This window comes from Pseudomonas sp. IT-196MI5, assembly GCF_949767415.1.
Taxonomy (GTDB): domain Bacteria; phylum Pseudomonadota; class Gammaproteobacteria; order Pseudomonadales; family Pseudomonadaceae; genus Aquipseudomonas.
The window spans coordinates 52,647-66,382 of the sequence record NZ_CATKPZ010000055.1; the positions used below are offsets into that span (position 1 = coordinate 52,647).

Annotated in this window: 9 protein-coding genes; 4 read left to right on the forward strand and 5 right to left on the reverse strand. The window is 60.4% G+C overall.

Going from position 1 to position 13,736, the window contains the following annotated elements; translation table 11 throughout:
- Nucleotides 1-610 precede the first annotated feature (610 nt).
- The 3 genes from ACM6IK_RS22945 to ACM6IK_RS22955 all read right to left on the reverse strand — a co-directional run bounded on the left by ACM6IK_RS22945 (nt 611) and on the right by ACM6IK_RS22955 (nt 3,194).
- The gene (locus tag ACM6IK_RS22945) at nt 611-1,510 is read right to left on the reverse strand and encodes a hydroxymethylglutaryl-CoA lyase (RefSeq protein WP_414876134.1); all 900 of its coding nucleotides are present in this window, start codon (nt 1,508-1,510) and stop codon (nt 611-613) included.
- A 147-nt stretch (nt 1,511-1,657) separates the two neighbouring features.
- A complete protein-coding gene (locus ACM6IK_RS22950) occupies nt 1,658-2,059 on the reverse strand; it encodes a MerR family transcriptional regulator (protein ID WP_414876135.1) in 402 nt (133 codons plus the stop codon).
- Between the two features lie 205 nt (nt 2,060-2,264).
- A complete protein-coding gene (locus ACM6IK_RS22955; RefSeq protein ID WP_414876136.1) occupies nt 2,265-3,194 on the reverse strand; it encodes a LysR family transcriptional regulator in 930 nt (309 codons plus the stop codon).
- Between the two features lie 165 nt (nt 3,195-3,359).
- On the opposite strand from ACM6IK_RS22955, the gene ACM6IK_RS22960 reads away from it, so the two are divergent.
- Complete coding sequence (locus ACM6IK_RS22960; RefSeq protein WP_414876137.1) at nt 3,360-4,589, forward strand: acyl-CoA dehydrogenase; 1,230 nt, start codon at nt 3,360-3,362, stop codon at nt 4,587-4,589.
- Between the two features lie 142 nt (nt 4,590-4,731).
- Here ACM6IK_RS22960 and ACM6IK_RS22965 read toward each other — a convergent pair whose 3' ends face one another.
- Nucleotides 4,732-6,072: a substrate-binding domain-containing protein gene (locus ACM6IK_RS22965; protein WP_414876138.1), complete on the reverse strand. Its 1,341-nt coding sequence runs from the start codon at nt 6,070-6,072 to the stop codon at nt 4,732-4,734.
- Nucleotides 6,073-6,269: 197 nt separating this feature from the next.
- Nucleotides 6,270-7,082 carry an exodeoxyribonuclease III gene (gene xthA, locus ACM6IK_RS22970; protein ID WP_414876139.1) on the reverse strand — a complete coding sequence of 271 codons (813 nt, stop codon included), beginning with the start codon at nt 7,080-7,082 and terminating at the stop codon, nt 6,270-6,272.
- A 309-nt stretch (nt 7,083-7,391) separates the two neighbouring features.
- Here xthA and ACM6IK_RS22975 point away from each other — a divergent pair, with 309 nt between their 5' ends.
- The 3 genes from ACM6IK_RS22975 to ACM6IK_RS22985 all read left to right on the forward strand — a co-directional run bounded on the left by ACM6IK_RS22975 (nt 7,392) and on the right by ACM6IK_RS22985 (nt 13,503).
- On the forward strand, nt 7,392-8,042 hold the full coding sequence (locus tag ACM6IK_RS22975) for a GNAT family N-acetyltransferase (protein ID WP_103395455.1): 651 nt from the start codon (nt 7,392-7,394) through the stop codon (nt 8,040-8,042).
- A 65-nt stretch (nt 8,043-8,107) separates the two neighbouring features.
- A complete protein-coding gene (locus tag ACM6IK_RS22980; RefSeq protein ID WP_414876140.1) occupies nt 8,108-9,835 on the forward strand; it encodes an autotransporter assembly complex protein TamA in 1,728 nt (575 codons plus the stop codon).
- Nucleotides 9,832-13,503, forward strand: a complete 3,672-nt coding sequence (locus ACM6IK_RS22985) for a translocation/assembly module TamB domain-containing protein (RefSeq protein WP_414876141.1) — start codon at nt 9,832-9,834, stop codon at nt 13,501-13,503. The genes ACM6IK_RS22980 and ACM6IK_RS22985 overlap by 4 nt, the downstream gene beginning before the upstream one ends.
- Nucleotides 13,504-13,736 lie beyond the last annotated feature (233 nt).

Consider the following 13,736-nt stretch of genomic DNA (forward strand, 5'->3'; position numbering starts at 1 on the left):
GCCGCCATCGCGAGCAAGCTCGCTCCCACAGGGATTGGTGTAAAACACAAATGCCAGACAGCACAAAGGGGAGCCGAAGCTCCCCTTTAATTTCGTTGCGCGTGCTCTTTTTTTATTATTGAGGGTCGGTCTGTTGTTGTTTTTGGCAACCGTTGCCCTTTACCGCTGTTTTTGGCGATCCCCATTCGGGATCAAGAGCAAACGTATTTTTTTGAGCGCTGATCTACTTTCTCGCTGAGCGATCCAACCGATACGGGAGCTACCTGAAGGTAGTTTTATTATTCTCTGTCCGGTTGCGGGTAACTCCTAAAAGCACCCTGAAAAGCACATCTTCTCCAAAAAAATCTGTTAGCTGCGTCTCTGCCGTGTTGTTTTTGTTATGTCAGAGTCGTTACGTCTTGTTTTTATTAGGTTTGCCGCAATTTTTTTATTCTTGTTGTGCGATAGATATAGCAGGAGCCATGCCAACTTTTTAAAAGTCTTTAAAATCAATGATTTGAAGATTTTTAGGGTTTTGCGCTCCAGGTAAAACCCTGCATTTTGTTTCCGTGTTACTCGCTTGCGCCCACGTTTGTGTCCGTGCGGTAACACCCGGACACAGTCAGCGCACTCACTGTGCGCTTCGGGCCTTGGCCACGCGGGAACCGGTAGGGCGACCCAGTACGGTACAAATCTGTTGACCGGCAACCATCAAGGCGTCGAGGTCGATTCCGGTGTCGATGCCCAGGCCGTTGAGCAGGTAAACCACGTCTTCGGTCGCGACGTTACCGCTGGCGCCCTTGGCATAGGGGCAGCCGCCCAGGCCGGCGATGGAGCTGTCGAACACCGAGATGCCTTCCAGCAGGCTGGCATAGATGTTGGCCACGGCCTGACCGTAGGTGTCGTGGAAGTGCCCGGCGAGTTTTTTCCGGGGCACATCCTTTGCTACCGTTTCAAACATCTTGCGGGTTGCGCCAGCGGTGCCGGTGCCGATGGTGTCTCCCAGCGAGACCTCATAGCAGCCCATGGCATACAGTTCGCGAGCGACCATGGCGACCTGCTCCGGGGCGACGTTACCTTCATAGGGGCAGCCCAGCACACAGGACACATACCCGCGCACGGTAATTCCGTGTTGTCTGGCGGCGTCCATGATCGGCGCGAAACGCTCCAGGCTTTCGCTGATCGAGCAATTGATGTTGCGTTGGGAAAACGCCTCTGAAGCCGCCGCGAACACGGCCACTTCCTTGACCCCGGCGGCGAGGGCATCTTCGAAACCGCGCAGGTTGGGAGCGAGCGCGCCGTAGACCACGCCCGGCTTGCGCTGGATCTGCGCGAAGACCTCGGCGGAGCCGGCCATCTGCGGCACCCACTTGGGCGACACGAAGCTGCCGACTTCTATATAGCCGAGCCCGGCTGCGGTCAATGCATCGACCAGTTGTACCTTGTCGGTAACACTGATGGGCCGGGCTTCGTTTTGCAGGCCGTCGCGTGGGCCGACTTCGACAATGCGTACGTGGGTGGGGAGGGGCATGGGGATCGACCTGTGCTGATTGTCTGAATGCGCTGAGAACCCTGTGGGAGCGAGCTTGCTCGCGATGAGGGCTTCACATTCAACATTTTTGGTGAATGACACTCCGCTATCGCGAGCAAGCTCGCTCCCACAGTGGATAATGTGGGTTTACTGAATTGATTCCTGGTTTTTGAGCGTCTGCTCCAGCGCCTGCACGCAGCGCTCTTCGGCGGTATCGAGCTCAAGCTTCATCTGTTCGATGTCCAGCAACTGCTGTTCAAGCTGCTCACGGCGCTCGCTGATTTTCGCCAGCATGCTGTGCAACTGCTTGGTGTTACCGCTGGACGGGTCGTAGAGCTCGATCAGTTCGCGGCATTCCGCCAGCGAGAAACCGATGCGCTTGCCCCGCAGGATCAACTTCAGGCTGACCTTGTCGCGGGGAGAGTAAATGCGTTCCTGGCCACGACGCTCAGGGCTGAGCAGGCCTTGCTCTTCATAAAAGCGAATGGCCCGGGTGGTGATGTCGAGCTCGCGGGCGAGGTCGGAAATGCTGTAGGTCTGGCTGCTCATGGAAGCGCTCGCAAAAGGTCATGGCGCTAAGCTAATGGTAGGTTGACGTTTACGTCAAGGGGCAGAGGTTTTCGCTGTTCTGACTGGCCCCATCGCGAGCAAGCTCGCTCCCACATTGGATCTGCAGTGAACACAATATTTGCGTAAGACAGAGAACCCTGTGGGAGCGAGCTTGCTCGCGATGGGGGCACCTCGGTATCAAGCCCTACACCTTCTCGAGCTTTTTCTCCTGCGCCGTCACCTGCTGGCACAACTCGATCATCTGCTCGCGCATCCAGCGGTTCGCCGGGTCCTGGTCGGTGCTTTCGTGCCAGTAGAGATGGGTTTCCACTGGCGGCACATCGTTGACCGGCAGATAAAAGGCGTGCAGGTCGTTACGCCGGGCGAAGCGTTCCGGCACGGTCATGACCATGTCCGTCTGTTGTAGCACTTGCGAGGCCATCAGGTAATGCTGGGAACGCAGGGCGATCTTGCGCTGGATGCCCATCTTGCCCAGCGCCAGGTCGACATAGCCGAGGCCGCTGCGGCGGCTGGAAATATGGATGTGGGTCAAGCCCAGGTAATCATCCAGGCTGAGTTTCTCTTTGCCCGCCAGCGGGTGCTCCTTGCGCATGGCGCACACGTAGCGGTCCTCCATCAACTTGACGTGACGTACCTGCGGGTCGGTGTTGAGCGGCGCATCGACCGCGAAGTCGAGGCGACCGGCCGCGAGTTCCTTGGTGGTTTCGCGGCGTTTGGACAGGAAGCTTTCGATGATCACCGTCGGCGCCAGGCGGCGCAGGCGCTGGAACAGCGGCGGCAGGATCACCGCTTCGGTGAGGTCGGTCATGCTGATGCGGTAGGTCTTGACCGCTTGCAGCGGGTTGAAAATGCGGCTTTCCTGCACCGACACGCGCAGCAGCGAGAGGGCGTTGCGCACCGGGCCGATGATGTTCTGCGCCATGGGCGTAGGCACCATGCCTTGGGCGGTGCGCACGAACAACGGATCGTTGAAGGTCTCGCGCAGGCGCGCCAGCGCGTTCGACACCGCCGGCTGGGTGATGCCGATGATTTGCCCGGCGCGGGTCAGGTTGGCTTCGGTGTAGATCGCGTCGAAGACGATGAAAAGGTTGAGATCGACCTTGCTCAGATTCATTACGCGGCTCTCTTATTGTGTGGGCGGACTGACCGTGACGATCAGTCGATCATATATCGGTGATGAATGTTTATACACGCCGAGAATAGGCTAGGTAAATTATCAACGCTGTTCTAGCATCGATTGCATGACCTAAACAACCTCCCCCAAGAAGGTATCTCGCTCATGGATTTCGCTTATTCGCCCAAGGTTCAGGAACTGCGTGAGCGCGTAACAGCGTTCATGGACACTTACGTTTATCCCGCCGAAGCCGTGTTCGAGCGCCAGGTCGCCGAAGGCGATCGCTGGCAGCCGACCGCGATCATGGAAGAACTCAAACTCAAGGCCAAGGCCGAAGGCTTGTGGAATTTGTTTCTGCCTGAGTCCGAGCTGGGTGCCGGGCTGACCAACCTTGAATACGCGCCTCTGGCGGAAATCATGGGCCGCTCGCTGCTGGGGCCAGAGCCGTTCAACTGCTCGGCACCGGACACCGGCAACATGGAAGTGCTGGTGCGTTACGCCAACGAAGAGCAAAAACAACGTTGGCTCGAACCCTTGCTGCGCGGCGAGATCCGCTCGGCCTTCGCCATGACCGAACCGGACGTTGCGTCCTCCGACGCCACCAACATGGCTGCCCGCGCTGTGCGCGATGGCGACGAGTGGGTGATCAACGGCAAGAAATGGTGGACCTCGGGTGCTTGCGACCCGCGCTGCAAAATCCTGATTTTCATGGGGCTGAGCAATCCTGACGCGCCACGCCACGCGCAGCACTCGATGATTCTGGTGCCATTGGATACCCCCGGGGTAAAAATCCTGCGTCCACTGCCGGTGTTCGGTTACGACGATGCGCCTCACGGTCACGCCGAAGTGCTGTTCGAAAACGTCCGGGTGCCGTACGAAAATGTCCTGCTGGGGGAAGGCCGCGGCTTCGAAATTGCTCAAGGTCGTCTTGGCCCGGGCCGGATTCACCACTGCATGCGTTCGATCGGCATGGCCGAGCGCGCACTGGAACTGATGTGCAAACGCTCCGTGAACCGTACGGCATTCGGCAAACCCCTGGCGCGGCTGGGCGGTAACGTCGACAAGATCGCCGATTCGCGGATGGAAATCGACATGGCACGCCTGCTGACGTTGAAAGCGGCGTACATGATGGACACCGTCGGCAACAAAGTGGCCCGCAGCGAGATCGCGCAGATCAAGGTCGTCGCGCCAAACGTTGCCTTGCGGGTGATCGACCGGGCGATCCAGATTCATGGTGGAGCAGGGGTTTCCAACGATTTCCCGCTGGCCTACATGTACGCGATGCAGCGTACCCTGCGCCTGGCCGACGGCCCGGACGAAGTGCACCGCGCGGCGATCGGCAAGTTCGAAATCGGCAAGTATGTGCCGAAGGAGATGATGCGTAGCGGGCAGTAAGACCGCAGCGCCTGCTTTCGCGAGCAGGCTCGCTCCCACATTTGATCGCGTGTCGCCAGATATCTACTGGCGAGCGCTGATCCCTTGTGGGAGCGAGCCTGCTCGCGATGGCGTCAGTCGATCCAGCACATCAACATCAGATTCAATACACCCAAACCTCAACCCGCCGATTCTTGATCCTTCCTTCATCGGCGCTATTGGCCGCCACCGGCATTTCGGCACCGAATCCGCGTATCTCGCGAAACACCACGCCGCTTTTCACCAACTCCCGCCGTACCGCCATGGCCCGCAGTTTCGACAACAGATCGGCGCGTGCCGGGTCGCTCTTGGCATCGCCAAACCCCACCAGCGTCACTTGCCCAGACATTTTGTCTTGCTGCTTTATATAGTCGAGCACTCGCGTCAGGTCTTGCCGCGCCTTGTTGTCCAGGCTGGCACTGCCTTCTTCGAAGCGAAAATTCACCGACAACCGCTGGGCATGACGACTGAGCGACTGGTATCCCTCGGGCATCAACGCATTGGGGGTGACGGCCATGGCCTGGACGGTCTGGGCGACAAACCCGTTGGCGGCGACAATCGCCTGCCCTTTGCTGCTTTGGGCGTAGGCCACCAGCGCTTGGGCCCAGGGATTTTTCCCGTTGGGTGGCAGATAGAAGAACAACCGACGGGACAGCGGATAGTCTTCTGTGGCAATCAGGCTGTTGAGCGGCAACATGGCTTGGGATTGCCCGTCGACAATGGCCACGGCTTTGGCCTGGCGCACATAGGGCAATCCGATAAATCCGATGCCTTGCGGGTCGGCGCTGACCGCATCGGACAGTTGCTCGCTGGACTCGAAGCGTTTCGCGGTGCTGCTCAGGGTTTTCCCGCGGCCACTGAGGACCAGTTCCTTGAAGGTGTCGTAGGTCCCGGACTGATCATCTCGCGCATACAGATGAATGGGGCCGCCGCGGCCACCGATGTCTTCCCAGGTTTTTACCTCGCCACTGAATATGCGTGCCAGTTGCACGGTGTCGAGTTGGTTCAGCGGATTGTCCGGATGCAGGATGATCGCCAGGCCATCGATGGCAATGACCTGTTCGGCGCTCGGGCTTTTCAGGTCACCGAGGGATTCGAGGCTGGCCAGTTCGCTGTCCTTGATCGGGCGCGAGGAGGCGGCCAGGTCGGCGCTGGTTGCTTTTAGCGCAGTGAAACCGGTGCTGGAACCATGGGCCGCCACCTCCACCACGACCCGCCGGCCCTGAACGGTTTCGCCGACGATGCGCTGTTCATTGGCGGTGTCCGGGGTTTCGCGGTGGATCTTGCGCAGACCTTGTTCACTCATCAGACCCTCGACCAGCGCCGGTCCCAATGCCGCACCGATGGTGTTGGAACCCTGAATGCGCAGCACCGGGACGTGCTCGGGTGTCGGCAAGTCGCCGGCCGGGGCCGCCTGCGGCAAGCCCATGCACAGCATCAACAGGAACAGCACGCGCAGCATCATGCCGGCACCTTACATAGCCAAAGGAGGTGTCGGGAGATTAAGTCAGTAAGGTTTCCGAAAAATGACAGTTGGCAGTGGTGGTCCCCTGTGGGAGCGAGCTTGCTCGCGATGAGGGAGTGTCAGTCGACTTCATTGTCACTGAACCACCGCTATCGCGAGCAGGCTCGCTCCTACAGGGGATTGTGGCTGGTTCTGAATCAGCTCAATTCAAGCCAGATCGGCGCATGGTCCGAAGGTTTTTCCATGCCGCGCAGTTCGTAGTCCACCCCTGCGGCCTTCACCCGTGGCAGCAAGCCCTGGGAGGCGAGGATCAGGTCGATGCGCAGGCCACGCTTGGGTTCGTCTTCGAAGCCGCGGCTGCGGTAGTCGAACCAGCTGAAGGTGTCGGTCACGTCCGGGTTCAGGTGACGGAAACTGTCGACCAGGCCCCAGTTCTTCAAGCGGGCCATCCACTCGCGCTCTTCCGGCAGGAAGCTGCATTTGCCGGTTTTCAGCCAGCGCTTCATGTTGTCCGGGCCGATGCCGATATCGCAGTCTTCCGGGGAGATGTTCACATCGCCCATCACCACCAGTGGCTGGTGGTTCTCGAACTGGCTTTCCAGCAGTTGCTGCAAATCGCTGTAGAAGCGTTCCTTGGCCGGGAATTTGGTCGGGTGGTCGCGGTTTTCGCCCTGCGGGAAATAACCGTTCATGATGGTCACCGGCACACCATTGGCGTCGGCGAAGGTGCCCCAGATGAAGCGTCGTTGGGCGTCTTCGTCGTCGGTGGCGAAACCTTTATGCAGGGCCAGCGGCTCCTGGCGCGAGAGCAGGGCGACGCCGTAGTGGCCTTTTTGCCCGTGGAAATACACGTGATAACCCAGGGCCTGCAGCTCGGCCAGCGGGAACTGATCGTCGTGGACCTTGGTTTCCTGCAAGCCGATCACATCGGGTTGGTGCTTTTCGATCAGCGCCGCCAGCTGATGGGGACGGGCGCGCAGCCCGTTGATGTTGAAGGAGACGATCTTCATGGTCGGCAGTCCTGGCAAAAGGGCGATGCTAGCTGACATGTGGGAATCGGGCCAGTGTGGGGTGAGGGGATTCGTTTTTGTCAGGCAGTTGTGTATGGGCAGTGATGGCCCCTTCGCGAGCAAGCCCGCTCCCACAGGTGATGAGCCGACCTTGCTTTTGTGGGAGCGGGCTTGCTCCGGGTGGCGTTCCGACGAAGGCGATTTCATTGCCTACACTGAGTGCGGATCTGTAAGGAGCTGTGTCAGCGTCGATCAGCTCGTAACAACAAGCGTGCAGCCACCCGAGCTGTGCCGGGGAGATCAACCGTCATGCCCGAAACTTCGACCGCCATCGCCGATATTCACATGCTCGACAGCGGCTACGCCCGCGAAGCGCGTTCGCTGCTGTACCAGGCTTATCGACACGAGCCGACTTTCGGCTATTTGTTCGAAGCCGAACGCCCCGGTTACGAACAGCGGGTTCGCGCCACCGTGCGCGAACTGGTGACCCAGCATTTTCTCCAGGACCTGCCGGCCATCGGCCTGTTGGTCAACGACCGCCTGATCGGCATCGCCCTGATCGCGCCGCCGCAACGTCGTCTTGGTGTCACCGAAAGTTGGGCCTGGCGCCTGCGCATGGTGCTCAGTACGGGATTCCGCTGCACCCGTCGCTACCTCGAATATCACGCCGCCGTGGAGGCCTGTGTGCCGAACGATTCGGTGCACGTCCTGCCATTGCTGGGCGTGCATCCGCAATTTCAGGGCAAACATTTCGGCGAGCAGTTGTTGCAGGCCGTGCACAACTGGTGCGCGGTGGATGAAAACTCACAGGGCGTGATCCTCGACACCGGCAATCCGCGCTATCTGGAGTTCTATAAGCGCCAGGGCTATGAGGAAATCGGTGAAGTTGCCGTAGGACCGATCCGCGAGCACGTGTTTTTTCACCCCAATCCTCAGGTGTTACATACTGCAACGGCTTGAACGGCGAACTTTCCGGGCATGTCAGGCTCTATCAGGCTCTCAAGCTCGTGATAGCATCCGCGCCTATGAAGTTTCCAGGAAGAATTACCAGTGGCGTTCTGATGCTGATGACCAGCTGTGCGGCGCTGGCACAAAGTGAATTGGATGTACGGATCAAACCGTCCAATGATGAGCTGAAGGCCAATATCGAAGGCTATATCGGCAGCCTCGGCGATCGCGATGAAGAGGCGTTGCTGCGCTTCAGCCGCGGCGCCGAAGAGCAGGCGCGCAAGGCCTCCCAGGCCTTGGGTTATTACCAGCCGCACATCGACAGCGAGGTGAAGGGTGGCAAGACACCACGTCTGGTGTTGACCATCGATCCTGGCGAGCCGGTGCATCTGCGCAATGTGACGATACGCGTCGACGGCCCGGCAGCCTCCCTCAAAACCTTTCGAGTCCCCAAAAGCGACGCGCTCAAGCCCGGCGCTGTGCTCAATCATGGTCATTACGAGGACGCCAAGCGCCTGATCCAGAATCAGGCTTCGCGCTATGGCTTCTTCAGCGGCCGATTCACCCGTTCAAAATTGTCGGTCGACCCGCGAGCCGGCGTCGCCGATATCGAACTGATCTATGAAAGTGGCCCGCGCTATACCTTGGGCAAGGTCAATTTCGAGGGTGATACGCCATTCGACGACGAGCTGCTGCAACGCATGGTGCCATTCAAGGCCGGCGAGCCGTATGACTCGGAATTGATCGCCGAACTCAATCAGAACCTGCAATCGAGCGGCTACTTCGAAGGCGTGCGCGTGGATGCGGCACCCAAGGCGTCCAGGGACGATGCGATCCCGGTGGACGTCAAGCTCGAAACCCGCAAGCCGCGGACCATGGGCCTGGGCCTGGGTTTCTCCACGGACGTCGGCCCACGTGCCAAGGCCAACTGGACCCGACACTGGGTCAACGCCCAAGGGCACAGTTATGGCTGGGAGACCGAAGTCTCCGCGCCGCGGCAAAACGTCGGGCTGTTCTACGACATTCCACTGGACCCGCCACTGACCGACAAACTGCGTTTTGCCGGCGGTTATCAGAATGAGGACATCGCCGGCACCGACACCCACAGTAAGCTGCTGACCCTCGGCCCCGAGTGGCACAGCAAATTGCCCAGCGGCTGGCAACGGGTGGTGTCGCTGAAGTGGCAGCGCGAGGATTACCAACTTGGCGATGACTCCGGACTCAGTAACCTGCTGATGCCCGGCGTGAATTATTCGTACCTGAAAAGCGACAACCGCATCGATCCGCATAACGGCTATCGGCTGCAATTCGAATCCAAAGTGGCCAAGGAAGGTTTGGGTTCCGACAGCAACCTGCTGTACGGCACGGCGCTGGTCAAAGGCTTGACCACAGTGTTCGATAATCACCGCTTCCTCGGGCGGGTGCAGGTCGGCGGCAGTGCCACCAACGGCTTCAAATCGGTGCCGCCATCGCTGCGCTTCTTCGCCGGTGGCGATCAGAGCGTGCGCGGTTACGACTATCAGAGCCTGTCCCCGGAAAACTCCGACGGCGACCGCATCGGTGGTCGCTACATGGTCGCCGCCAGTGCGGAATATCAGTATTCCGTCGCCGAAAAATGGCGGATCGCGACCTTTGTCGATCAGGGCAACGCCTTCAATACACTCGAACTGCCTAACCTCAAGACCGGGGTCGGTATCGGCGTGCGCTGGGTCTCGCCGGTGGGGCCGATCCGCCTCGACCTGGCCCACGCGCTGGACGACGATGGCGGCATTCGACTGCACTTTTCCATGGGGCCTGAGCTGTGAAGCGTGGTTTGAAAGTAACGCTGCTGGCGATAGCGGCGCTGTTGATGCTGGTTGTCCTGACGCTGGCCACGGTGCTGAGCACGGCGACGGGCAGCCGCTGGGCGTTGGGCTTCGTGCCGGGTTTGACCCTGGACAACTTCCAGGGCCGGCTGGGCGGGCAGTGGAGTGCCGACCGGGTGTTGTGGCAACAGGGCGATAATCGGGTTGAACTGAGCAAGGTGATTTTTGCCTGGTCGCCGTTGTGCCTGTCCCGCAGGGCCTTGTGCATCGAGCAATTGCAGGCCGATCAGGTCAGCCTGACGTTCCCGCCCGGTGCCGAAGAGCCAGACAGCGGCCCGATCACGCTCCCGGAGCTCGAGTTACCGTTGGCCCTGGAACTGGGGGAGATCAAGGTCGGCAGCCTGTTGTTCAACGGCAGCGAAGCGCTCAAGGGCTTGCAACTGGCGGCGCACTGGACGGCGGCTGGTTTGAGGATCGATTCGGTGGCGTTGCAGCGCGATGACCTGAGCCTGAACCTGTCCGGCCTGCTGCAACCCTCAGGTAACTGGCCCCTCAGTGCCGAAGGCAAGCTGACCCTGTTGTCGACGCCTGAGCCCTTGGCGCTGGCGCTGAAAGTCGACGGCGACCTGCTCAAGACTCTGAACCTGAAAGCCGACAGCAGCGGTTACCTCAACGGGCAACTGAGCGGCGAACTGCAACCGCTGGTGGAAAACCTGCCGGCCAAAGTGCGGATCACCGCCGATGGCTTCAAGCCCGGTGCCGATCTGCCGGACACCCTGCAACTCAATCAGCTTGAGCTCACGGGGGCTGGCGACTTGAAGAACGGCTACGCGCTGCTCGGCAAAGCCACGCTGCCCGCCGAGCAAGGGCCGGTCGCCCTGGCGCTGCAAGGCAAGGTCGACGCCAGGGGCGCGCAGATCGCCGCGCTGGACCTGACCGCCAACGACAAGCAAAGCCTCAAGCTCACAGGGCAGCTGGATTGGAGCGAGGGCTTGAGCGCTGAGGCGAAGATCGACTGGCTGGACTTTCCGTGGCACAGGCTTTATCCGCTCATCGACGAACCGCAAGTAGCGCTTCGCACGTTCACCGGCGAAATCTCCTACACCGACGGCAAGTACCTTGGTCATTTCGCCGCGGCGGCGGATGGACCGGCCGGCGCCTTCACCCTGGCCAGCCCGTTCGCCGGCGACCTGACGAAAATCTACCTGCAACAGATTCAACTCCAGGCCGGGCAGGGCAAGGCTGAAGGGCACCTGAACCTGCAATTCGCCGACGGCATTGCCTGGGACACCGCGCTGGACCTGTCGGCGATCAACCCTGCGTACTGGGTCGCGGAGCTGCCGGGCACGTTGGCCGGGCCGTTGCGCAGCCAGGGCGAGATGAAGAACGAAGTGCTCAGCCTCAATGCCGACCTGGACCTCAAGGGCAAACTGCGCGGTCAACCGGCAGTGATACAGGCCAAAACCGATGGCCGTGGCGAGCAATGGAACCTCAATGCCCTGCAAGTTCGTCTCGGCGATAACAGCATCAGCGGCAAAGGCAGCCTGCAACAGAAACTCGCCGGCCAGATCGATCTCAAGCTGCCGCGCCTGGCCCAGCTCTGGCCAGAGCTGCGCGGCCAGCTCAATGGCCGCGTGGATGTCGCCGGCACACTCAAAGCGCCCCAAGGCAAGCTTGACCTGCAAGGCTCGCAACTGGCTTTCCAGGACAGTCGCCTGCAAAGCCTGAACCTGGACGCCACGCTGGACAGTGCGCAACGGGCGAAAATCGATCTCAAGGGCAGTGGCATCCGGGCCGGTGACACCTCGCTGGGAACGTTGACCGCCAGCGGCCAGGGTGACATCAAAAACCAGAAGCTGAGCCTCGATCTGCAAGGACCGAAGCTGAAACTGGCGCTGGGACTGGACGGTGCGCTGGACAAGGGCAATTGGCGCGGGCGCCTGGCCAGCGGTGATATCCAGGCCGGTGGCCAGGACTGGAAGCTGCAAGGGCCGGCGAAACTCGAACGCCTGGCGGACGGCAAAATCAATTTTGGCGCCCATTGCTGGGCATCCGGCCAGGCCAGCCTGTGTGGAGACGACTCGCGCCTGATGCCCGAGCCGAAGCTGCGTTATCACCTCAAGCAGTTCCCTATCGACAGCCTCGCGCAATGGTTGCCGAAGGATTTTGCCTGGCAGGGCCGTCTCAACGCCGACCTGCAACTGGACCTGCCGGCCAGTGGCCCGAACGGCCAGGTCAGCGTCGATGCCGGCGGGGGCACGTTGCGCATCAAGGACAAGGAGCAGTGGCTGGACTTCCCGTACCAGACTCTGAAACTCACCAGCAAACTCACGCCCAAACGCATCGACACCGAGCTCAATTTCGTCGGTGGCAAACTCGGTGAGCTGATGGTGCAGGCGCAACTCAATCCGTTGCCGAAGAACAAACCGTTGAGCGGCTCGTTCCGCTTGAGCGGGCTGGATCTGTCGGTGGCGCGGCCGTTTTTGCCAATGGTCGAAAAGCTGGCTGGGCGCCTCAATGGCAGTGGCACGATTTCCGGTGGGCTGTTGGCGCCACAGATCAATGGCAGCCTGCAACTCAGCGACGGCGTGGTTGCCGGACCTGAACTGCCGATGGAGCTGCAAAACCTTCACGTTCAAGCGCTGATCGCCGGCGAAAACGTATCGATCAACGGTGGCTGGAACAGCGGCAAGGTTGGGCAGGGCAGCCTGAACGGCAACATCGCCTGGGGGCAAGCGCTGATGGTGGACCTGGCGCTCAAGGGCTCGCAGTTGCCGGTCACCGTTGAGCCTTACGCCAAGCTTGAGGTCGCACCGGATCTGAAAATCTCGATGAAGGATGGCGAGTTGGCCATCGCCGGCAAAGTGCTGGTACCCAGGGGCGAAATCACCATTCGCGAATTGCCGCCGTCGACGGTCAAGGTCTCCGATGACACGGTGATCGTCGGTCAGCAAACCGAGGAGGGTAAGCCGCCGCTGGCGATGAAGATGGACATCGAAGTGCTGGTCGGCGAGGACAAGTTGAGCTTCGCCGGGTTTGGCTTGACCGCGAATGTGCAGGGGCATGTGCACATCGGTGACAACATGGACACCCGTGGCGAGCTGTGGCTGAACGATGGCCGATACCGCGCCTACGGCCAGCGGCTTTCGGTGCGCCGGGCACGCTTGCTGTTTGCCGGGCCCATCGATCAGCCGTACCTGGACATCGAGGCCATTCGCAAGACCGACGACATCATCGCCGGCATTCGCCTGAGTGGCAGCGCCGAGCAGCCGACCACACAGATCTTTTCCGAACCGGCCATGAGCCAGGAGCAGGCCCTGTCCTATCTGGTGCTCGGGCGTCCGCTGAGCAGCAATGGCGAAGACAACAACATGCTCGCCCAGGCGGCCCTCGGTCTGGGCTTGATGGGCAGTTCCGGAGTGACCAGTGGCCTGGCCAAGAACCTGGGCATCCAGGACTTCCAGCTCGACACCCAGGGCAGCGGTACTGCCACGAGTGTGGTGGCCAGCGGCAATATTTCCGAGAAGCTCAGCCTGCGCTATGGCGTCGGTGTGTTCGAACCGGCCAACACCATTGCCTTGCGCTACAAGCTGAGCAAGAAGGTCTACCTCGAAGCCGCGGGTGGCGTGGCCAGTTCGCTGGACATCTTCTACAAGCGGGATTTCTAAGCCTCGCTCCCTCCAAAACCGAGTCGCTCCCATCGCGAGCAAGCTCGCTCCCACAAGGATCGCACTGGACCTTGTGGGAGCGAGCTTGCTCGCGATGGCGTCAGTGTGGCCGCAACAAAAACCGACACCGCTGGTCAACTATTTACCAAGCCTGCTAACTATTGCGTTGACATTCGCTGCCTAGGCAGTAACATCTCGACATACATTCACTGCCTAGGCAGCTAACTGGTGGT